The organism is Zavarzinia aquatilis (genome assembly GCF_003173035.1).
GTDB classification, from domain to species: domain Bacteria; phylum Pseudomonadota; class Alphaproteobacteria; order Zavarziniales; family Zavarziniaceae; genus Zavarzinia; species Zavarzinia aquatilis.
This window is the reverse complement of sequence record NZ_QGLE01000004.1, coordinates 204,857-224,950: the sequence shown is the minus strand read 5'-3', so window position 1 is coordinate 224,950 and position 20,094 is coordinate 204,857. Positions and strand designations below refer to the sequence as shown.

The window sequence follows — 20,094 nt, the reverse complement described above, 5'->3', positions numbered from 1 at the left end:
GGCCGTTAAGCCGCAGGTGCCATGCTGGTCAGGAAAACCGGGACGAGAGCGGTCCGTCATGGAAATGCCGCCAGCCATGCCGCCCCCCGAGGCGGAACCCAGCGACCGCCACCGGCAGGAGGTGGCGGCCCTGTCCGCCCTCGTGCGCCATGTCCGCGATGGCATCGTCGTCATCGACGAGGCGGGCCGCATTGCCTCGATCAACCCCTATCTTGCCCGCCGGGCCGGACTCGAGGCGGCGGCGATGAGCGGCCGGCCCGCCGCGGAACTTCTCGCATGGAGCGAGGCCGAGGCAACGGCGACCGTACCGCGGGCCGCAAATCTCGACCTGGTCGCCGGCGGCAAGACCCTGCGCTGCGAGGCCATGATCCTGCCCCTTGCACGCGAAGGCGACGAGTGGCTGCGCATCGTCGTGCTGCACCCGCCGGAAGCCGGCGCCCCGCCGGGCCTGAGCGATTTCGAGCGGCGGGTGCTCGCCGCCCTCGGCCGCACCCTCGATCGGCCACCGCCGGGCGGCGTTTCGGGCCAGATCGAGGTGATCGTGGTCGATGCGGTGAAACAGCGCCTGGGCCTGCGCTGGCGGGCCGTCGCGGAGCGGGTGATGACCACGGCCGCGACCATGATCGGACAGCGCCTCGACGCCGGCGAGACCTTCGCCCGCGTCGCCGACACCAGCTTCATCGTCGCCTTCCGGACGACCAGCGTCGAAGAAGCGTCGGGCCGTGCCCGGGCCATCGCCGAAGACATCCTGCGCCACCTGCTGGGCGATGCCGAGACGGCGGGCATCGCCATCCTCGGCACCGCCGATCCGCTGCCCGGGACGGTGGCGGCCACGCCGTCGCCCGCCGCCATCCTCGAGGCGCGAATCGCCGACGGCCGCGACCAGTATCGGCAGCGCCTCGCCGCCACCATCGCCCGCCTTCTGCGCGAGGCGCGGCTGGAAACAAGGCCGATCCGGCGCCGGGGCGGCCAGGAGTCTGGGCTCGTGCTGGCCGGGACCGATGGTGCGACCAGCAACGGCCTTGCCCTGCTGCGTCAGGCCGGCGTGTTTCCCCGCACCCATCCCGAAACCGGACTGCTGCCCCTCGCCCTCGTCGTCGACCGGCTGTATCGCTCGCTCGACGGCGCGGGCGCCCGGGTGCCCGTCCATGTCGTGCCGGTGCCGCTGTCCCTGCTCGATGACCGGCAGGGGCTGGATCACTTCCTCGCCCTCGCCCGGCCATTGCCGGAAGCCTTGCGCCGCTGCCTGATCCTGATGATTTCGGACATCGGGCGCGATGCCGCCCGGCCGCGCCTGACCGATCTCGCCCAGCGCATCGCCCCCTTCTGCCGCCGGGTCGGCCTCGCCGTCGACGGGCTGGAGGATGGCGCCATCGCCTATGACGACATCCGGCCGACCGGCCTGCGCCTGCTCTGGACACCGGCCCTCGCCGCCATCGCCCAGCGCGAGCCCGAGCGCCTGCGCCGGCTGGTCGAGAATGCCCATCGGCACCATTGCCTCGTGCTGGTCGAGGGTGCCCTGACGGCCGAAGAGCGCGTCCTCGTCGAGGATCAGTTGGCGATCGACCTGACGGTCGATTGAGGGCCGGATGGCCCGTGATCGTTTATCCGGATCGCCTATCCGCTTAAACGACCGCCCTGAGAAGAAGAAGTGATTGCTTTCGCTCCAAATCCGCGCATCATTGGAATTGTTCTAAACAAGGCCGGCACGACTGTCGGCCCCTGCGTAACCTTCACCCCTGACCGGTGTCAAAGACGGACCCGGTCGCCGTTCTCAAACATGACCCCGACGGGGACGCCGCCAGCGGCGCGCCGAATCGAGGCCGCCACAATCGAGGGAAGCGACAGATGAGCGAAGCAAAATGTCCGGTGATGCATGGCGGGATCACCGCCACCGGCACGTCGGTCATGGATTGGTGGCCCAAGGCCCTCAATCTCGACATCCTGCATCAGCATGACACCAAGACCAACCCGCTGGGCGAAGGTTTCGACTACCGCGAGGCGGTGAAGTCGCTCGACGTCGCCGCCCTGAAGGCGGACCTGAAGGCCCTGCTGACCGACAGCCAGCCCTGGTGGCCGGCGGACTGGGGCCATTACGGCGGGCTGATGATCCGCATGACCTGGCACGCCGCCGGCACCTATCGCACGGCCGACGGCCGCGGCGGCGCGGGCACCGGCAACCAGCGATTCGCCCCACTGAATTCCTGGCCCGACAACGTGAGCCTGGACAAGGCGCGCCGCCTGCTGTGGCCGATCAAGAAGAAATACGGCAACAAGATCAGCTGGGCCGACCTGATCGCCTATGCCGGTACCCTCGCCTATGAATCCATGGGGCTGAAGACCTTCGGCTTCGGCTTCGGACGCGAGGACATCTGGCACCCGGAAAAGGACGTCTACTGGGGCTCGGAAAAGGAATGGCTGGCGCCGAGCGACAGCCGCTATGAGAGCCTCGACAATCCGGCGAGCATGGAAAACCCGCTGGCCGCGGTGCAGATGGGCCTCATCTACGTCAACCCGGAAGGCGTGAACGGCAAGCCCGACCCGCTGAAGACCGCGGCCCAGGTGCGCGAGACCTTCGCCCGCATGGCGATGAACGACGAGGAAACCGTGGCTCTGACCGCGGGCGGCCACACCGTCGGCAAGACTCACGGCAATGGCGATGCCGCCCGGCTGGGGCCGGCGCCCGAGGCGGCCGACGTCGAGATGCAGGGCCTGGGCTGGGCCAATCCGAACCAGTCGGGCCATGGTCGCTACACCGTGACCAGCGGTCTCGAGGGCGCCTGGACCACCCATCCGACGCAATGGGACAATGGCTTCTTCGAGATGCTGTTCAACCACGAATGGGAGCTGCGCAAGAGCCCGGCCGGCGCCTGGCAGTGGGAGCCGGTCGACATCAAGGAAGAGGACAAGCCGGTCGACGTCGAGGACCCCTCGATCCGCCATAATCCGATGATGACCGATGCCGACATGGCGATGAAGGTCGATCCCGTCTATCGGGAAATCTCGCTGCGCTTCCTGAAGGACCCGGCCTATTTCTCGGAAGTCTTCGCCCGCGCCTGGTTCAAGCTGACCCACCGCGACATGGGGCCGAAGGCGCGCTACATCGGCCCGGACGTCCCGGCCGAGGATCTGATCTGGCAGGATCCGGTGCCCGCGGGCAACACGTCCTACGACGTCGCCGCGGTGAAGGCGAAGATCGCGGCCAGCGGCCTCTCCGTCGCCGAGATGGTCGCCACCGCCTGGGACAGCGCCCGGACCTTCCGCGGCTCGGACAAGCGGGGCGGCGCCAATGGCGCGCGCATCCGCCTCGCGCCCCAGAAGGACTGGGCCGGCAACGAGCCTGCCCGTCTGGCCAGGGTGCTCGCCGTGCTCGGCCCGATCGCGGCGGCCAGCGGCGCCAGCATCGCCGATGTCATCGTGCTGGCCGGCGCGGTCGGTGTCGAGCAGGCGGCGAAGGCCGCGGGCTTCGACATCGCGGTGCCCTTCACCCCCGGCCGGGGCGATGCCACCGAGGCGCAGACCGACGCCGCCTCCTTCGAAGTGCTGGAGCCGATCCACGACGGCTTCCGCAACTGGCTGAAGAAGGACTACGTCGTCAGCGCCGAGGAGCTGCTGCTCGACCGCAGCCAGCTGATGGGCCTGACCGCCCCCGAGATGACGGTCCTCGTCGGCGGGATGCGGGTGCTCGGCGCCAACCACGGTGGCAGCAAGCACGGCGTGCTGACGGCCCGCGAAGGCGCCCTGACCAATGACTTCTTCGTGAATCTGACCGACATGGCCTATACGTGGAAGCCGGCCGGCAAGGGCATTTACGAAATCCGCGACCGGGCGACCGGCGCGGTGAAGTGGACGGCGACGCGGGTCGACCTCGTCTTCGGCTCGAACTCGATCCTGCGGGCCTATGCCGAAGTCTATGCCCAGGACGACAGCAAGGCGAAATTCGTGAAGGATTTCGTCGCCGCCTGGACCAAGGTGATGAACGCGGATCTCTTCGCGTAATCGCCGGCATTCCAGCCCCCGCGGTTTCGGCCGCGGGGGTTGACCTCGCCTCCCCGGCTGCTACATGGAGATGACAGCCGTGGAGGTGCGTTCGATGGACTACGAAAAACTGCTGGCGGAATCGCCGGTTCTCGTCACCTGGCTGGCCGGACAGGGGCTCAATCTTCTCGTCGCGCTGCTGATCGTGATCGCCGGCTGGACGCTGGCGCGCTGGGCCTCGAATGCCATTCAGCGCACGCTGGAGCGGACGGCCCGCGCCGACCGCACCCTGATCCCGGTCGTCGCCACCCTGATCCGCTACATCATCCTGATCGCGACGCTGATCGCCGTGCTCGACCGTTTCGGGGTGCAGACCGCCAGCCTGCTCGCCGTGCTCGGCGCCGCCGGCCTCGCCGTCGGTCTCGCGCTGCAGGGCACGCTGTCGAATGTCGCCGCCGGCATCATGCTGCTCGCCCTCCGCCCGTTCCGGGTCGGTGACGCGGTCGAGGCGGCGGGCATCGGCGGCACGGTGCGGGAGATCGGCCTCTTCGCCACGGTGATCGTCAGCGCCGACGGCATCTGGCGTCAGGTCCCCAACAGCACGGTATGGAGCGGCACGATCACCAATTTCAGCCGCGAACCGAACCGCCGGCTCGATATCACCATCGGCATCGACTATGACGACGACGCCGACCGCGCCATCGCCATCATCCGCGAGGTCGTCGCGGCCGAGCCGCGCATCCTGCGCGAGCCGGAACCCGTCGTCGTCGTCGCCACGCTGGGCGCGTCCTCGGTCGATCTGCTGGTCCGCGCCTGGACCACGCGCGAGAATTTCTGGGCCACCACCTGGGACCTGCAGAAGACCCTGAAGGCGACCCTGGCATCCGAAGGGATTACCATCCCCTATCCGCAGACCGTGCTGTCCCTGCGCGACGGCTCGGTCCTGCCGGTCGCCGCGCCGCGCTGATCCCCCGGGCTCAGAGCAGGTTGGAGGCCCCGGCTTCCACCACCTCGACCCTATCGCCGAGGCGGAGGACGCCAATGCCGTCCGGGATCGCGTTCTGGCCGAAAATGATGCCGCCCTTGGCCGCCCGGTGAATCCGGCCGAGGGCGCGCAGCGGCTCGTTCGTCTCGCTGCGCTCGCCCGTGTCGGGATCGCGGGTGGTGATGACGCAGCGGCTGCAGGGTTTCACCACGCGGAAGGTCACACCCGCGATGCGGATCACGCGCCACTGGTCCTCGGCCCAGGGCGCGCCCCCCTCGATCACGAGGTTGGGGCGGAAGCGGCGCATGTCCATCGGCGCCGGCACTTCGGCATTGAGCGCGGCGAGGGATTCGACGGTCGTGATCAGTACGGGGAAACCGTCGGCGAAACTGGCATGGTCGCCCGGCGCGCCGAAGGTCGGATCGACCGGCCGCGCCCCGACATCGTCGAGATAGACGAGCTGGACCGGCATTCCGAGCAGCCGGGTCAGGAACGCCCCCGCCGCCGGCATGGCGACCGCAGCCCCGACCTCGTCACCCCAGACGGTGACCGTCAGGCGCGGCGCCCCGGCCCCCGGCGTCGGCACGAACAGCTCGCCCAGCCGCTCGGCGCGCAGCAGGATGCCGTCCGGCCGGCTGTCGACCTCGACCATCATCATCACCGGATGCTGGCGGATGGTCTGGAACACGCCATCGCCATCGACCACCATCCAGCGCCGGTCCCCGGCGAGACCGAGAGGATCGACCGCGCTTTCGCTGAGCGCCGTGCCCTTCAGGCTCTTGACCGGATAGTGATAGAGACCGACGACCTTCATGGACCTGCCCTTCCCCGCGACCGCGCCCGTCCTTGATGCGCGTTCGCAGGGCGAATGGCAACAAGCGGAATCAACGCCCTGCCATCAGGTCCGGCTGCGCCTTCAGCAGATCCTTCACCGTGAGGCGGATGCCTTCGGTGAGCGAGACCTTCGGTTCCCAGCCGAGATCGCGCCGGGCCTTGGCGATGTTGAAGTAATGGTGCGTGACCATGTAACGGACCGAGAACCGGGTCAGGCCGTTCTCGGCGTTCAGCGTGCCACCCTTCAGCGTGTCGATCGCCTCGGCGATGGCGGCGACGCCGTAGGCCAGCCAATAGGGCACCTTGCCCCGGATCGGCGGATATTTCAGCTCGAGGATCAGTTTCTCGATGAAGTCGAAGAAGGCGATCGGCTCGCCGTTGGTGATGAAATAGGCCTGACCCGACAGGGGGGAGCCGGCGCCCAGCTTCTCCTCGGCGGCGACGACAGCATCGACCAGATTGGAGATATAGGTGAAGTCCGACAGCTTGTCGCGATTGCCCACCGCCCGGTTCAGCTTGCCGCGCTTCGCCTTGTCGAGGATCGCCGGAATGAAGCGGTTGTCGCCCGCGCCGAAGATGACATGGGGCCGGATGGCGCAGGTTTCGCAGCCGCCGGTGCCGGAAAAGGCCAGGACCTTCTTTTCCGCCGCGATCTTGCTGTCGGCATAGGGTGCCTGGGAGATCGTCGAATAGGGCAGCGTCTCGTCGCCATTCTCGATATCCGCGCCCTCGTAGACCGCGCTCGCCGAGGAGATATAGACGAGGCGGGGAATATGATGCGCGGCGCAGGCCTCGAGGATGTTCTCGGTCCCCGCCAGATTCACCGCCCAGACATCCTCCACCCGATTGTGCTTGGTATGGACGAGGGAGGCGTTGTGGATCACCGAATCCGCGCCGGCGAGGGCAGCCATCACCCCCGCCTTGTCGCGGATATCGAGACGGATGAAGTTCACGTCGGCGCGGAACGGCCGGTCGTTCATGTCGGCGCAGGTGACCTGGTGCCCGAGGTCGGCGAAACGGTCGACCAGCGCCCGCCCGACGAAGCCCTGCCCCCCTGTGATGAGGATTTTCTTCTTCATGGTCTTGTCGCCCTTATTTGTCGGTGCCGAAGGCCTGGTCCCAGAAGGGGAAGATCGAGGCGTAATTGTAATTCATGCGGTTATGATGGATGTCGTGCTTCGAGGTCCAGAAGTTGAGCAGGCGGAACGCCGGATGCGGGATCACCAGATTGCAGTGGACGAGCACGTTGATCACCGCGTGGACGAAGAACACGATCAGGAACGAGGTCGCCGACACAGGGCCGAGGATGACGACCGCGAGCAGCAAAAGGCCGAGGCCGGCGAAATTCTCGGCCGGGTGGAGATAGATGCTCTCGGGCGCGGTCGGGAAGCGCACCATGTGATGCGTGCGGTGCACATAGTGCAGCACCAGCTTGTGGTGCATGAAGCGGTGCAGGAAATAATACATGAAATCATAGAGGAGGAGGACGCCCAGCGTCTCGCCGATGAAGCCGGCGGGACCGGGCAGGCCCTGGTAGATATAGGCATCGCCCAGGAACCAGAAGAAGGCCCCGAAGATGCAGAGGGAGAACAGCCCGTTCAGCGTGATGTTCAGCCATTTCCGCAGGGGCGGGATCTGATAGGTCTTCGGCGTGCGGATGCGGTATTTGGCGAGGCTGCTTTTCTCCGCGGCCCAGCCGAGGCCATGCATCAGCGCGCCGTTGAAGGCGAGCATGAGACCCCAGACGATGAAGAAAGTGGTGTCCATGGCTCAGGACCTCGCGAACAGGGAAAGGCGGATCAGGGTGAAAAGCGACCGGAGGCGCCGCCCGCCGCCCCGGCCGAACATCAGGCCGATGGAGGCGCGCGCCTTCTCGTAGTCGCCAGGCGCGACCGGGTAGAGCTTGGGCGGCACGTTGAAACCGAAGCGATCACTCAGCACCGCCTTGGCGTTGGTATAGGCACGGAGGCCGTCGCGCCCGTTCATGCGGCCGAAGCCGGAATATTTCACCCCGCCGAACGGCAGGTCCTGGGCGAGGTAGCACAGGCCGAAATCATTGATGCAGGTCGCCCCGGCGTCGAGCGCGGCCGCGATCCGCTCCGCCCGCGCCCGGTCCTTGCTGAAGACCGAGGAATGCAGGCCGAAATCGGTGCCATTGGCGATGCGGATCGCTTCCGCGTCGTCCTTCACGCGCATGATCAGGGCGACCGGGCCGAAGACTTCCTCCCGCGCGATGCGCATCCCTGGGGTGACATCGACGAGGACGGTCGGCGGATAGAAATGGCCCCCGGCGGGATCGGGCATCCGCCCGCCGACGAGGGCGCGGGCGCCATTGGCCAAGGCATCCGACACCAGTTCGTCGATCACCCGCATCTGCTGCACCGTGTTGATCGCACCGACATCGAGCCGGCCCGGCCCCGTCGGCACGCCCTGACGCAGCGCCGCCGCGCGCGCGCCGAATTCGGCGAGGAAACGGTCGTAGATGCCGTCCATGACCAGCAGCCGTTCCGAGGCGATGCAGTTCTGGCCGAGGTTGATGAAGCAGCCGCCCAGCGCCGAATGCACCGCCTGATCGAGATCGGCGTCGTCGCAGATGATCATCGGGTCCTTGCCGCCCAATTCCATCACCGTGGGCGTCAGATGTTCCGCGCTGCCCTCGATGATGCGCCGGCCATTGCCGACCGAGCCGATGAAGAGGATTTTCTGCACCCGCGCGCGGACGAGGGCGGCGCCGGTCTCGCCGAAACCGTTCAGGATGCGCACCGTGTCGGCCGAAAAGCCCTCGCGGCACAGCGCCTCGTCGATGATCGACTGGAACAGGCCGGTCGACCAGGCGACCGCTTCCGAGGCCTTGAGGACAACGGCGTTGCCCGCCATCAGGGGCGCGACGAGGGAGCCGAAGATGTTCTGGAACGGATAGTTCCACGGCACGATGCAGGCGATAACGCCGAGCGGGCGGTATTCGATCCGCGCCTTCTTGTGCATCAGGAGACCGGAGGAGACACGCTCCGGCCGCAGGTGCTTCTCGCCGTTCCTGATCATCCAGCGGATCTTGTTGAGGACCGGCATGACCTCGCCCAGCAGGGCATTCTCGTGGGTCTTGCCGCTGTCCTTCGCGACGGCGGCGCAGATTTCGTCCGCCCGCTCGATGATGATGTCGGTCAGATGGCCGAGCACGGCGCGGCGCTGCGCGAAACTGCTGGCGCCCCAGGCCTGCTGCGCCGCCCGCGCCCGCTCCACGACGGCGCGCACCTCGTCGGGGCCGGCCACCGGCACCTCGCCGAGGCTGGCGCCGGTCGCCGGGTCGATGCAGTGAATGACCTGCGGCGAGGAACGCGGCCCCACGTTCGCGGGTTGGACGAAGGGGGTTACGCTCATGCCATGTCTCCTGACAGGATGAAGTCCGCGGCGCGCTGGCCGATCATCATGCTGGGCGCGTTGAGGGCGGATACCGGGATCTCGGGCATCACCGAGGCATCGGCGACGCGGACATTGGCGAGGCCCTTCAGCCGCAGTCTGGTATCGACGGGACTGTCGGCATCCTCGCCCATGCGGCAGGTGCCGCAGAAATGGAAGGTGGTCATGGTCGCGCCCGCCAGCCATCTCCAAAGGCTGGCCCCGGCGACGGGCTTCGCCCCGGCCGACAGGGGCTTCGCCCCCGCCCTAGCCAGCGGCCCGCGCGCGGCGATGTCACGCGCCCGGGCGATGCCGGCTTCCATCGTCGCGCGGTCGGCGGCGCTGGTGTAGTAACCGAGGTCGATCACCGCGGGCGCGTCCGGATCGGCGGAAGCGAGGCGAAGACAGCCCCGCGAGGTCGGCTTGCCCAGGATGACGACGATGCCGAAGAGACTGTCGACGAAACGGCGGAGGGGCGGCAGACGGAACGCGAGTTCGATGGCGCCGCGCAAGAGGCGGCGCAGTAGGGCGACATCGTGCAACCGGCCCGGCAGGGCCAGCACCGGCACCATCCGCCGCATGGATTCCTTCAGCGAAGCCGGCGCGGCATAGCAGACGAAACAGGTATCGGGCGGCGCGCCCCGCGGCTCCCCCGCCTTGCGGGCGGCGACGTCGAAGCCGTAGACCTGCGGATACTGGAAGTCGACGGGCGCCTTCGCGGTATAGAACATGCAGACATTGGGGTGATCCTGCAGGTTCCGCCCGATGCCCGGCGCGTCCTTCACCACGGGGATGCCGTGGCGGGCAAGCTCCGCCGCCGGGCCGACGCCGGACAGCATGAGAAGACGCGGTGTCTCCAGCGCGCCGGCCGCCATGACGAGTTCCCCCGTGACCCGGGCGCGCTCCACCCTGCCATCCTTCGCGTAGTCGACGGCGACCGCCCGTCCGCCCTCGAAGACGACGCGGCGAAGCCGCGCGCCGGTCCTGACCGTGAGGCCGGCGGGCGGATCGTCATGGACGAAGGCGCGGTAGGAGGAGCGGCGCTGGTCGCCCGCGTAATTCATGTCGTTGGCGCCGACGACACCGGCGAGATCGCCGTCGTTCATGCCGTCCTTGCGCTCGAAACCCGCCTCGACCGCGGCGGCGAGGAAGGATTCGGCGAAGGGGGTCGGCGGGCGCGGCCGGATACCGAGACGGCTTTCCACCGCCTGAAAGGCCGGCACGATGTCGTCCCAGCGCCAGCCCTCGGGCCAGGCGTCGAAATCGCGGCGGTCGCCCCTTGTGTAGACCATGCCGTTGACCGAGCCGGAGCCGCCCATGCCCCGCCCGGTGCCGACATAGATCGGGCGGCCGCCGCAATCCTTCTGCGGCGCCGACATGCGGTGCCACATCAGCGCATCGTTGGAGAAAGCGTCCTTGAAGCCGTCGGCGGTCAGGGTTTCGGGATGCGCCAGTGCCGGATCGCCCGCCTCGAGCAGCAGCACCCGCGCCTTGCCCGCTAACCAGGCGGCGGCGACGCAGCCGGCCGAGCCGCCCCCGACGACGATGTGATCGAATGCCTCCATGCCCCTGCGCTCTCCCTGACGGCGCCTCTCCGGGCGCCTTTGTAATTAGACTTGCAGTTTTAGTAATTGCAATTACTATCTTCGCAAGATTGATTTTTCGGCGGGAGCCTGCAGCATCCCCCGAACGGCGCGCCACAGCGCCGGTCGCAAAAAAGGGTCAGCCGCAGAGATGAGTGCAAAACCGCAAGCCACCGATGCCCGCGCGCCCCGCAACGGCGCCGCCCTCGCGCTGAAAGCGGCCAAGCAGGCGCTGTCGCGGGACCACATCCTCGACATCGCGGAAAAGGTCTTCGCCGAACACGGCTTCGCCGGCACGCGGATGCAGGACATCGCGCGGGAAGCCGGCATCTCGCTGGCGACGCTCTATCAGTTCCATCCGGGCAAGCAGGAACTGCACCACGCGGTGCTGGTGACGCGCGACCGGGAAATGCTCGACGCCGTCATGGCACGTCTGCAGGCGGTCTCGCTGGCGGAGGCGCCGCTGACCGGCCTTTTGTGGATGATGAAGGTGAATGTCGCCTTCCTGCTGGACCACCCGGATTACCTGCGCCTGATCCTGCGCGAAGGCTACATGTGGTATCACGCCGCCGCTCAGCCGTCGGACGACGAACAGGCACTGTGGGAATTGGGCGCCGGCCTGATCGAACAGGCGCTGGAGTTCGGCGTCCGCGCCGGCCAGCTGGTCGCGGGCCACGGCCCGGATCAGGCGCGCATGTTGATGGCGTTGCAGCAGACCCGCCTCGCCAATTGGGTCGCGGGCGGCATGGCCGAGGATCACGGGACGGTGATCGCCCGTATCCAGACCGATTTCCTGCGCCTCTTCGCCCTGCCCCCTGTCGCGGTCGAGATGGTGACGCCGGACGGCACGGCGCTGACACCGGCCGTGCGGCAGGACCTCGCCGCCCTCGACGCGGCCACGCGATAGAACAACGAGAAACCAGGGGGAAATTCATGGGGGGGTCGGATTTTCCGGCGGGTGCCGCGCTCGTCATCGGCGGCAGCGGCGGCATCGGGCGCGAGGTCGCGCGCGGCTTCGCCGCCGCGGGCTGCGATATCGCGGTGACCTACCGGCGCAAGGCCGATGTCGCGCGCGAACTGGTCGATGAATTCACCGCGAAGGGCCGCAAGGCCAGCGCCCATGCCGTCGACCTGACCGACGAGGCGAGCGTGAAGGCCGCCTTCGCCGAGGCGGTCGCCTCGCACGGCCGCATCCATACCGTCGTCTTCGCCGCCGGGCCGGTGGTGGAGCAGGTGGCGATCGCCGACACGTCCCCCGCCCTGTGGCGCCAGTCGATCGAGACCGAGACCATCGGCTTCTTCAACTGCGTCTCCGCCGCCGTGCCGCACATGCGGACCATGGGCGGCGGCTCCTTCGTTCACCTCGGCTCCGCCGGGCATCTGCGCTGGCCGAAGAAGGACGGTCTGTCGGTCGCGCCCAAGGCGGCGAACGAAGCCCTGATCAAGGGCATCGCGCGGGAAGAAGGCGTGCATGGCATCCGCGCCAATTCTGTGCTCGTCGGCGTGATCGAGGCCGGCATGTTCCTCGAATTGAAGGCGCGCGGCGTGTTCGACGAACGCTGGATCAAGGAAACCCTGCGCATGATCGCGATCAAGCGCCTCGGAACGGCTGAGGATATCGGCAATGCCGCCGTCTTCCTCGCCTCGGCCAGGGCATCCTACATCACCGGCCAGCAGATCAACGTCTCGGGCGGCTTCGGCCTCTAGATGCACCCTCGTCATGCCGACGACGGCCGGCATCTCGGGACGGCATAGGCGCTTTTCTCGTCACAAGGCCCCGGCCTTCGCCGGGGCGACGAATTCCATTGTTCATCATCACCTTGGGATCCGGGAGATAACACCATGTCCGCCTTCGGCACCGAACGTGTCCTCGACGTCCGTCATTGGAATGACACGCTGTTCAGTTTCCGCACCACCCGCCCGGCGTCCTTGCGCTTCGAGAACGGGCAATTCGTGATGATGGGGCTCGAGGTCGGTGGCAAGCCGCTGGTCCGCGCCTACAGCATCGCCTCGGCCAACCACGAGGATTTCCTCGAGTTCTTCTCGATCAAGGTGCAGAACGGCCCGCTGACCGGCCGGTTGCAGCATCTGCGGCCGGGGCAGGATATCCTGATCGGGCGGAAGCCAACCGGCACCCTGCTGCTGTCCGACCTGAAGCCGGGGCGGCGGCTCTATCTCTTCGGCACGGGCACCGGCCTCGCGCCCTTCCTCAGCCTGGTCAAGGACCCGGAGATGTACGAGCGGTTCGAGACCATCGTCCTCGTCCATGGCGTCCGCTTCGTCAGCGAACTCGCCTATGGCGACTTCTTCACCCGCGAGCTGCCGGCGGACGACATCTTCGGCCCCCTCGCGCAGGAGAAGCTGATCTACCGCCCGACCGTGACCCGCGAGGACTTCCCCACCCAAGGCCGCGTCACCGACCTGATCGAGAGCGGGCGGCTGTGGACCGACATCGGCCTGCCGCCGCTCGATCCCGCGACCGACCGGGCGATGATCTGCGGCAGCCCGGCCATGCTGGCCGACCTCTCCGCCCTGCTCGACGCGCGGGGATTCGAGGTCTCGGCCCATGTCGGCGCCGCCGGGGATTACGTCATCGAGAAGGCTTTCGTCGAGCGTTGAGGCGGCGCGGCCTCGGCCGCCGCCTGTTCCGCGACATGGGCGGCGGTGCGCCGGCCGGTCCACACGCAGTCGCCGAGCGAAAGGCCGCTGACGTAGTAATTGGACGGCAGGCCCCGGGCCGCGCGCCCGATGGCATAGAGCCCGGGCACAACGCCGCCCTCGGCCCGCAGCACCGCCCCCGTCGCCTCCTCGACCGCGAGGCCGCCGAGGGTGAGCACCGGCAGCGGAAACACCCGGTTGGTCGCGGAAATGTCGAGGGCGTGGAACGGCCCGGTGGCGATGACGCCGCGCATTTCGTCCGACTTGCCGACAGGGTCGGGCTGGCCATCGCGGGCGGCGGCATTGTTGGCGGCGATCTCGCCGACGAGGGTTGCCGGCGCCATGCCCAGCTTCGCCGCCAGCGCCTCGATCGTCGGCGCCGATTTCGCCCCCAGCATCAGGAAGCGGGCCGGCACGGACTGGAAACCCCACATGGACCCTTGCGCGATCTCTGCCTTGGCCTCGCGCAGCTGCGCGTCGTCGAGGATGACGTAACCGCGCCCGCCGGCCTTGCGGAACATCGCATCGCCCAGGCGGGCGCCATATTGTTCCTCGTTGGTCAGGCGCCTACCGTCTGCGCCGACCACGATGCCCTTGGCGAAGGCATGGGGCGGATTGATGAAGCGCCAGGCCGATATCCGGCTGGCCTTGTCCAGCCGCCCGCCAAGGCCAAGGCCAAGGCGGATGCCGCTGCCGTCGCAGCCCGAGGAGCCAAGGGGGAACCCTCGCATGAATTCGGGGGCATGGCGCGCCACCATCGCCCGGTTCTTGATGAAACCGCCGGTCGCGAGCACGACGCCGTGGCGGGCGTGAACCCGCCATGGCCGGGCGAAGGCCCGCTCGATCAGGGCCGCCAGCGAGACCAGCACGGTCGAGATACCCGCGACCTGCAGGGCGATGATGCGCGCCGGCCGCTCCAGCAAGCGGTGCAGCCGGGCGGCGATCCCGCCGGGACGCAGGGCCATGAATTCCGCGCCGACGACCGCGCCCGCATCATCGACGATCAGGCGGCGCACCTTCGCTTCGGTCCTGATCGCGATGCCGGGCGTTCTGCCGACGCGCGCCATCAGCGCCTCCATCATCGCCCGGCCGGACAGCCATTTGCCCTTGGCCCTATGGCCACGCGGCGCGGGCGGAATGGCATCGCGATTGGCCGGCACCATCTCGTTGCCCGAGAAATAGAGATAGTGATCCTTGGACGGATAGGAGGTTTCGTGTGGCGCCTCCGCGCTGTCGAAACCGACGCCATGGGCTTCCAGCCAGTCGATCATGGACGCGCTCTGCGCGGCATAGCGGCGGATCGTCTCGGCCGAGACGGCATCGCCCACTTCCCTCGCGAGATAGGCCGCCATGGCGTCGACGCTGTCGGTCCGGCCGGCCGCGGTCTGATGGCGGGTGCCGCCGCCGGCATAGACGATGCCGCCGGAAAGCCAGCTCGCCCCGCCCCCGGCGAAGCGGTCGACCAGCAGCACGTCGAGCCCGCTTTCCGCCGCCTCGAGCGCGGCCGAGGCCCCGGCCGCGCCATAACCGATCACCAGCAAGCCGCAATCCGCGTCGAAGCGGTCCGGCGCCGGCAGGGGCGCCGCCATGACGGCATTGCCGGCCGAGACCTCGGCGCCGATCTCATCGCCGCTGCCCTTGCCTGTCGCCATCACGCCTCTCCCCCTGTCGTTTCGCGGCATTCTCCCGGTCCGGGCGTGCGGCGGCATCGTCCCGATGGACGAGCCGCCGGCCGGGATCAGACGCCCTTCCGCTTCAATTCCTGCGGGGTGTAGTCGCTCTCCTTGCGGCCGCCCTCGTTGTAGCGCATCCGGTCGACCACCTCGTTCGACAGGCGGTCGGCCATATAGGCGCCGGAAACAAGGTCGTGATAGACGCAGATCCGCTGCTGGAAGAACTGCGAGGCGTAATCGTAGGAGGTCGTGTTCATCGCCATGCGGTAGAGCTGGCCGCGCGCGTCATACATGTCGGCGATCGCGGGGTTGAAGCTGTCCTCGTCGATATAGATCGTGCGGGCGGCATAGACGTGGCGCAGGCCCGGCTTCAGCCTGGCTTTCAGCACCCAGCAGCGGTGCAGCTCCCAGCGCACCGTCTCGGGGTTGAGATGGGCCTTGGCCAGCAGGTCTTTGTATTTCACCGTCGGGTCTTCGATCAGGAAGTTGTTGTAGGGAATGAAGATTTCCTTCTTGCCCACGATTTCCCAGTCATAACGCTTGGGCGACTGGGTCCACAGGCCGGTGTCGTCCACCGTGTGGAAACCGCCCGGCCCGAGCGGATAATCGCCGGCGATTTCCGGCACCTGCTTCACTCGCCGCGTGCCCGGGACATATTGCCAGGCCTGACTGGGCCGGTTGCCGAAATCCCAATATTCCCGGACGAGGGTGATCGAGCCGCGCTCCCGTTCCGGCTTCAGGGTGCTGCGGAAGACGAAGGCGGAACCGCCGTCGAAACTGGCGCGGGCGACCGTCGGATCATAGGCGGTCGCGTAGATGTCCCATTGCTGCGCGCCCCAGGCGACGTTGCCGTCGGGATAGACCACGGCCTCGTCCATGGTGCCGCGCTGGGTGAAACCGCGCGGGATACTGATCACGTTCCAGATCAGCTCCAGCCCGCTCTTGGGGAAGGGAAAGGCGGGGGCGCCATAGGCCCCGGTGACGCCTTCGCCGTCGGGGGTGACCTGAGCTTCCTGCGCGTTCAGCTTCAGGTTGGCGTGCAGCGCGTCACTGAAGCGGAAATCCCGGTGGCAGGGATAGACATCCATGCGGAAGGTCGACGGGTTCTTCTGCAAGAGCGCCTTCTGCCCCTCGGTCAGGCGATCGGCATACTGCTGAAAATTCTGCGCCGTGATCGAGAACAGCGGCTTTTCCGCCGCGTAAGGGTTGGCCTGCACCTTGCCGGTCCCGCCGTAAGTGATGCCCGGCGGCACGCCCAGCCATTTGCCTGACCAGGGCGTCAGCAGGCCGTCGGCGCTGCCCTCCTTGATCGCGCCCGCCGGCGTCAGCGACGTGCCCAGTTTCGCCACCTCGTCCGCCGCCGCCTTGGCGAAGCCGAAGCGGGGCGTGGCGGCGGCCCAGCCGGCGGCGCCCAGCCCGGCGACGAAAGTCCTGCGATCCATGGCGTTCCTCCTCGATTGCTTCTTGTCGTTGTTCAGAATGTGTATTTGACCGTGGCGATGACATAGTCGCGGTCGACCAGCGGCCGCTCGATCCGGTCGTAGGAGCCGAAGAAGGCGGTGTAGATCACGCCGATTTCAAGATTGTTCAGGTGCCGGAACTTCACGCCCGACGACACGCGGACATCGCCCGTGCCCGACAGCGCGCCGAGGGCACCGGGCGCGGCCGGCGTACCGAAAGCGATGCCGAAGGCGACGGGAATGGCCATGTCCCAACCACCCGGGAAGACATCGGTGTAACCGAATTCGGCGAGCCCCTGAATGCCCCAGGACGTCCTGTCGCCGGTCAGCTCGCGGAAGGCGTTGATGTTGTTGCCGTTGCCGTCCTGCAGCGGCTGGCCGTTCTGATCGTGAAAATAGAGCGTTTCGTGGCGAACGACGTGATTGAGGCTGACCTCGGCGACGAGATTCAGCGAATCCCACCAGGCGGTGGAGCCGCCGACATAGAGCCCGCTCAGGTTCGCCTGCCAATAGTCGCCGCGCACCGGCTGCGGCGCCTTGATGCCCGAGATCACGCCATTGACCAGCAGGGGCGCGCCCTGGCGATAGGCGAATTCAAAGCCGACGTTGACCGGGCCGAGCGTGGTCGTCGCGCTGCCGCCGTAGAGCTTGACGTCCTCGTAATAGACCACACGGTAAGTGTAGGGCAGATAGAGCGGGGCAACCGTCGCCACGATATTGTCGAGCGTCGAATTCACCAGCCCCTCGACAGCGGAACAGTCGATGCCGAGGCCGCCGCACAGGCCCGCGACGGCACCGCCGACCGAGCCCGGCCGGAAGGGATCGGTGTCGATGGTCGAGATGTCGAAGGTCGGCGACGGGTTCTTGTCGTGATACTTCAGGAAATACAGACCCGCCGTCAGATTGTCGGTGATGTCGTAGAGCAGGCCGGCACCGAACTGGCCGCTGTTCGGCTTCACTTCGCCGGCATAGGCGACATCGAAGCGTTTCGTGTCCTCATTGGCGATGCCGAGCAGATTGTCGCTGATCACCTGCGACAGCAGCTGCGAGATCGGCATGGGCAGGGCGATGTTCTGGCACCCCGGCGTCGACGGGCTGAGGGTGCAGGCCGAGGCGAGCGCGGTGATGACGTCGGGAAACGGATTGACCGAGCCATAGGCGAATTCGGCGCCCGGCCCGATGATGTCGGAGCGGCTGAAGAAACTGCCGACACCGTCCATCTGGTTGTTCTCGAAGCCGAACTGATAATAGCCGACCACCGAAAGCCGGTCGGTCAGGCCCCAGTTCATCGAGATCTGCGGCACCGGCAGCAGGATATCCTTCACCTCCGAGCCCGGCGAGTTCGAGCGCGTTACATCGACGACGCCCTGACTGAGCGAGATATTGCCGAAGAACAGGCTCTCGCCCCAGGCCACCACCTGATTGCCGACCCGGATCGACAGATCGGTGTCGAAGGGATGGAACGTGCCATAGGCGAAGGCGTCGAGCAGGCGGAAGCGGCCGCCGTTGGCGACGCGGGTCTGGCCCGGAAAGTGATCCGGCTGGCCGTAACTCTTGTTGATACCGTCGGGGAATTCCGTGTCGTTGGAATTGGCCGAGTGGTAGACGAAATCATAAAAGGCGTTGCCGCTCAGGTTGACGCCGAATTCCTCGTATTTGAAGCTGGCCTCGAGAAGGGCGGTCACCGCATTGGTGATCAGGTCGCCCTTTTCGAAATTCAGGTTGGGATCGTCGAAGTTATAGGTCTGCGGCGTATGGGTCGAGGTCGGCACCACCGGCAGAATCGGCAGCTGCGGCAGGATGACGACCTGGGCATAGTCCGTCTCGGGCGAGAAGGAGCGAGGGTTCGGATCCTCGGCCCGGACGCCGATCTGATAGCTGGTCGTCATGTTGACGCCGATGGTGGCGCCATTCTCGAGCTGATAGACCTCGGCGAAGGCAAGTCCCGTGCCGCCGACCAGACAGCCGGCAAGGCCGCAGGCCGCGGCCGGCATCCACACCCCGGCGAATTTCGCCGCGCCGGCTGTCCGGCCGGATTTCGACTTCCTGCTTGCCATGGCGCCCCCCTGCCCCTTCGGCGCCGATTTGCCGACGCCCCGCGCGCCCCGCCGGTCACGGCCGGCGGAGCGTGTTCAAAGCCCGCGGTCGAGACACCGGCCGCATGTCGATACGCAACAGGTAACGAGGTGGGATCGCGTCAGATCCAGTAGTCGGTATTCTCGAGGCCGAGCATCACGCCGCCCCAGTTGCGGCCGATGCTGTCCGCCTGATTGGCGGCATGGGCGCGGCCGGTATGAAGATCGGAAAGGATGCGGGCGAAGGGCAGCTTGTTGAACACCGCGGCGCCACCGCCGGCCTTGAACAGGCGCTGGGCGAGGTTGGCGCAGCGCTCGGGCACTTCCGCCGACTGATAGCGGAACTTGAAGCGATCCGACATTTCGGTGAAGCCGCCGGCACAGGCGACGTCATACATCACATTGATGTTGCGGTGCAGGACCAGCTTCATCTCGTCGATGGCCGAGGCGGTCTCGGCGCAGAGCAGCTGGGCCGTGCCGTCTTCCGCCGTCTTCGCGCCGGTGACCGTGGTGCGCTTCGCCGCGTAATTCACGAAAGCGTCGAGCATCGCCTGCAAGCCGCCGATCGACGAGGTGGAAACCGCGCGGATGAAGACCTGCGGGAAGGGCATCCGGTAAAGGCCGTGGGTGTTCACCGCATTGCCCGGGCTGTTGCACATCACGCCATCCATGAACAGATGGGTGCGGTATTCGGGGACGAAGGCATCCTTGACCACGATATCGTGACTGCCCGTGCCGCGCAGGCCCAACGTGTCCCAGGTATCGACGATCTCGTAATCCGAACGCGGCAACAGGAAGGTGCGCATGTCCATGTTGCCGGAGCCGCGCCCGACCTCGCCACCGAGGAAGATCCAGTCGCAATGCTCGCAGCCCGACGAGAAGCGCCAGCGGCCGTTGAAGATGTAACCGCCCTCGACCGGGCGGGCATCGCCCTGGATCATATAGGTGGAGGAGACGAGGACCGAAGTGTCCCGGCCCCAGACATCGGCCTGCGCCCGGTCGTCGAACAGGGCCATCTGCCACGGATGGCAGCCGATGACGCCGTAACACCAGGCGGCCGACATGTCGCCTTCGCCGAGGGTCATCAGCACGTCGTAATAGACATTGGGATGCATCTCGTAACCGCCCCAACGCTTCGGCTGCAGGATGCGGAACAGGCCGGCGTCCTTCATTGCCGCCATCACCGCGTCGGGAACGCGGCGCAGGCGCTCGCCCTCGTCGGATTTTTCCCGCAGCAAGGGCACGAGGGCACGCGCACGGGCGCGCATTTCGTCTTCCGTCGGCACGGTGATGTTGAGTTCGCTGCTGCCGTCCATGGCAATCCCCCGGCTTGGTTTCCCCCGGCCGGCTTTCTGCGCCGGCTCGACTTGGGGCCACGTTGGCGGGCGACGGCGCAATCGGCATCGTCTAACCGGACTAATTGCCGCAGCGATGAAAATAAATTATCCGGAA

The 20,094-nt window shown here is 67.2% G+C and carries 15 protein-coding genes; 6 read left to right on the top strand and 9 right to left on the bottom strand.

Features of this window, described 5'->3' with window-relative positions; all coding sequences use genetic code 11:
- Positions 1–58 precede the first annotated feature (58 nt).
- From DKG74_RS09430 to DKG74_RS09420, 3 genes are all read left to right on the top strand, one after another.
- Positions 59–1,582, top strand: a complete 1,524-nt coding sequence (locus DKG74_RS09430) for a PAS domain S-box protein (protein ID WP_109905046.1) — start codon at positions 59–61, stop codon at positions 1,580–1,582.
- Between the two features lie 266 nt (positions 1,583–1,848).
- Positions 1,849–3,999, top strand: a complete 2,151-nt coding sequence (katG, locus tag DKG74_RS09425) for a catalase/peroxidase HPI (protein WP_109905044.1) — start codon at positions 1,849–1,851, stop codon at positions 3,997–3,999.
- A gap of 94 nt (positions 4,000–4,093) precedes the next feature.
- A complete protein-coding gene (locus DKG74_RS09420; protein WP_165837613.1) occupies positions 4,094–4,945 on the top strand; it encodes a mechanosensitive ion channel family protein in 852 nt (283 codons plus the stop codon).
- Between the two features lie 10 nt (positions 4,946–4,955).
- On the opposite strand, the gene DKG74_RS09415 is transcribed toward DKG74_RS09420, so the two are convergent.
- From DKG74_RS09415 to DKG74_RS09395, 5 genes are all read right to left on the bottom strand, one after another.
- Complete coding sequence (locus tag DKG74_RS09415; RefSeq protein ID WP_109905040.1) at positions 4,956–5,777, bottom strand: MOSC domain-containing protein; 822 nt, start codon at positions 5,775–5,777, stop codon at positions 4,956–4,958.
- Between the two features lie 70 nt (positions 5,778–5,847).
- Positions 5,848–6,876 carry an NAD-dependent epimerase/dehydratase family protein gene (locus DKG74_RS09410; RefSeq protein ID WP_109905038.1) on the bottom strand — a complete coding sequence of 343 codons (1,029 nt, stop codon included), beginning with the start codon at positions 6,874–6,876 and terminating at the stop codon, positions 5,848–5,850.
- A 13-nt stretch (positions 6,877–6,889) separates the two neighbouring features.
- Positions 6,890–7,564, bottom strand: a complete 675-nt coding sequence (locus DKG74_RS09405) for a sterol desaturase family protein (RefSeq protein WP_109905036.1) — start codon at positions 7,562–7,564, stop codon at positions 6,890–6,892.
- 3 nt (positions 7,565–7,567) lie between these two features.
- On the bottom strand, positions 7,568–9,175 hold the full coding sequence (locus tag DKG74_RS09400; protein ID WP_109905034.1) for an aldehyde dehydrogenase family protein: 1,608 nt from the start codon (positions 9,173–9,175) through the stop codon (positions 7,568–7,570).
- Positions 9,172–10,758 (bottom strand): GMC family oxidoreductase, encoded by a 1,587-nt coding sequence (locus tag DKG74_RS09395; RefSeq protein WP_109905032.1) that lies wholly within the window; start codon positions 10,756–10,758, stop codon positions 9,172–9,174. The genes DKG74_RS09400 and DKG74_RS09395 overlap by 4 nt, the downstream gene beginning before the upstream one ends.
- Before the next feature lie 169 nt (positions 10,759–10,927).
- On the opposite strand from DKG74_RS09395, the gene DKG74_RS09390 reads away from it, so the two are divergent.
- The 3 genes from DKG74_RS09390 to DKG74_RS09380 all read left to right on the top strand — a co-directional run bounded on the left by DKG74_RS09390 (position 10,928) and on the right by DKG74_RS09380 (position 13,395).
- Positions 10,928–11,683, top strand: a complete 756-nt coding sequence (locus tag DKG74_RS09390; protein ID WP_109905030.1) for a TetR/AcrR family transcriptional regulator — start codon at positions 10,928–10,930, stop codon at positions 11,681–11,683.
- A gap of 26 nt (positions 11,684–11,709) precedes the next feature.
- Positions 11,710–12,483, top strand: coding sequence for an SDR family NAD(P)-dependent oxidoreductase (locus tag DKG74_RS09385; protein ID WP_109905028.1), 774 nt, complete (start codon positions 11,710–11,712; stop codon positions 12,481–12,483).
- Positions 12,484–12,618: 135 nt separating this feature from the next.
- A complete protein-coding gene (locus tag DKG74_RS09380) occupies positions 12,619–13,395 on the top strand; it encodes a ferredoxin--NADP reductase (RefSeq protein WP_109905026.1) in 777 nt (258 codons plus the stop codon).
- Here the strand turns inward: DKG74_RS09380 and DKG74_RS09375 are convergent.
- The 4 genes from DKG74_RS09375 to DKG74_RS09360 form a co-directional block, all read right to left on the bottom strand.
- Entirely contained in the window at positions 13,362–15,086 is a 1,725-nt protein-coding gene (locus DKG74_RS09375) for an FAD-binding protein (protein ID WP_109905024.1), read from the bottom strand. The two genes, DKG74_RS09380 and DKG74_RS09375, sit on opposite strands and share 34 nt — an antisense overlap.
- Positions 15,087–15,172: 86 nt before the next feature.
- A complete protein-coding gene (locus DKG74_RS09370; protein ID WP_109905022.1) occupies positions 15,173–16,549 on the bottom strand; it encodes a DUF1329 domain-containing protein in 1,377 nt (458 codons plus the stop codon).
- 32 nt (positions 16,550–16,581) lie between these two features.
- Positions 16,582–18,624, bottom strand: coding sequence for a DUF1302 domain-containing protein (locus DKG74_RS09365; RefSeq protein ID WP_109905020.1), 2,043 nt, complete (start codon positions 18,622–18,624; stop codon positions 16,582–16,584).
- 140 nt (positions 18,625–18,764) lie between these two features.
- Positions 18,765–19,958 (bottom strand): flavin-dependent monooxygenase, encoded by a 1,194-nt coding sequence (locus DKG74_RS09360; RefSeq protein ID WP_109905018.1) that lies wholly within the window; start codon positions 19,956–19,958, stop codon positions 18,765–18,767.
- Between the last annotated feature and the right edge of the window lie 136 nt (positions 19,959–20,094).

Excerpts from the sequence above, each read along its gene's own strand:
- DKG74_RS09400 (WP_109905034.1), bottom strand. The coding sequence starts at position 9,175 with ATGAGCGTAACCCCCTTCGTCCAACCCGCGAACGTGGGGCCGCGTTCC.
- DKG74_RS09430 (WP_109905046.1), top strand. The coding sequence starts at position 59 with ATGGAAATGCCGCCAGCCATGCCGCCCCCCGAGGCGGAACCCAGCGAC.
- DKG74_RS09370 (WP_109905022.1), bottom strand. The coding sequence starts at position 16,549 with ATGGATCGCAGGACTTTCGTCGCCGGGCTGGGCGCCGCCGGCTGGGCC.
- DKG74_RS09405 (WP_109905036.1), bottom strand. The coding sequence starts at position 7,564 with ATGGACACCACTTTCTTCATCGTCTGGGGTCTCATGCTCGCCTTCAAC.
- DKG74_RS09365 (WP_109905020.1), bottom strand. The coding sequence starts at position 18,624 with ATGGCAAGCAGGAAGTCGAAATCCGGCCGGACAGCCGGCGCGGCGAAA.
- DKG74_RS09420 (WP_165837613.1), top strand. The coding sequence starts at position 4,094 with ATGGACTACGAAAAACTGCTGGCGGAATCGCCGGTTCTCGTCACCTGG.
- DKG74_RS09385 (WP_109905028.1), top strand. The coding sequence starts at position 11,710 with ATGGGGGGGTCGGATTTTCCGGCGGGTGCCGCGCTCGTCATCGGCGGC.
- DKG74_RS09395 (WP_109905032.1), bottom strand. The coding sequence starts at position 10,758 with ATGGAGGCATTCGATCACATCGTCGTCGGGGGCGGCTCGGCCGGCTGC.
- DKG74_RS09380 (WP_109905026.1), top strand. The coding sequence starts at position 12,619 with ATGTCCGCCTTCGGCACCGAACGTGTCCTCGACGTCCGTCATTGGAAT.
- DKG74_RS09410 (WP_109905038.1), bottom strand. The coding sequence starts at position 6,876 with ATGAAGAAGAAAATCCTCATCACAGGGGGGCAGGGCTTCGTCGGGCGG.
- DKG74_RS09415 (WP_109905040.1), bottom strand. The coding sequence starts at position 5,777 with ATGAAGGTCGTCGGTCTCTATCACTATCCGGTCAAGAGCCTGAAGGGC.
- DKG74_RS09390 (WP_109905030.1), top strand. The coding sequence starts at position 10,928 with ATGAGTGCAAAACCGCAAGCCACCGATGCCCGCGCGCCCCGCAACGGC.
- katG (WP_109905044.1), top strand. The coding sequence starts at position 1,849 with ATGAGCGAAGCAAAATGTCCGGTGATGCATGGCGGGATCACCGCCACC.
- DKG74_RS09375 (WP_109905024.1), bottom strand. The coding sequence starts at position 15,086 with ATGGCGACAGGCAAGGGCAGCGGCGATGAGATCGGCGCCGAGGTCTCG.
- DKG74_RS09360 (WP_109905018.1), bottom strand. The coding sequence starts at position 19,958 with ATGGACGGCAGCAGCGAACTCAACATCACCGTGCCGACGGAAGACGAA.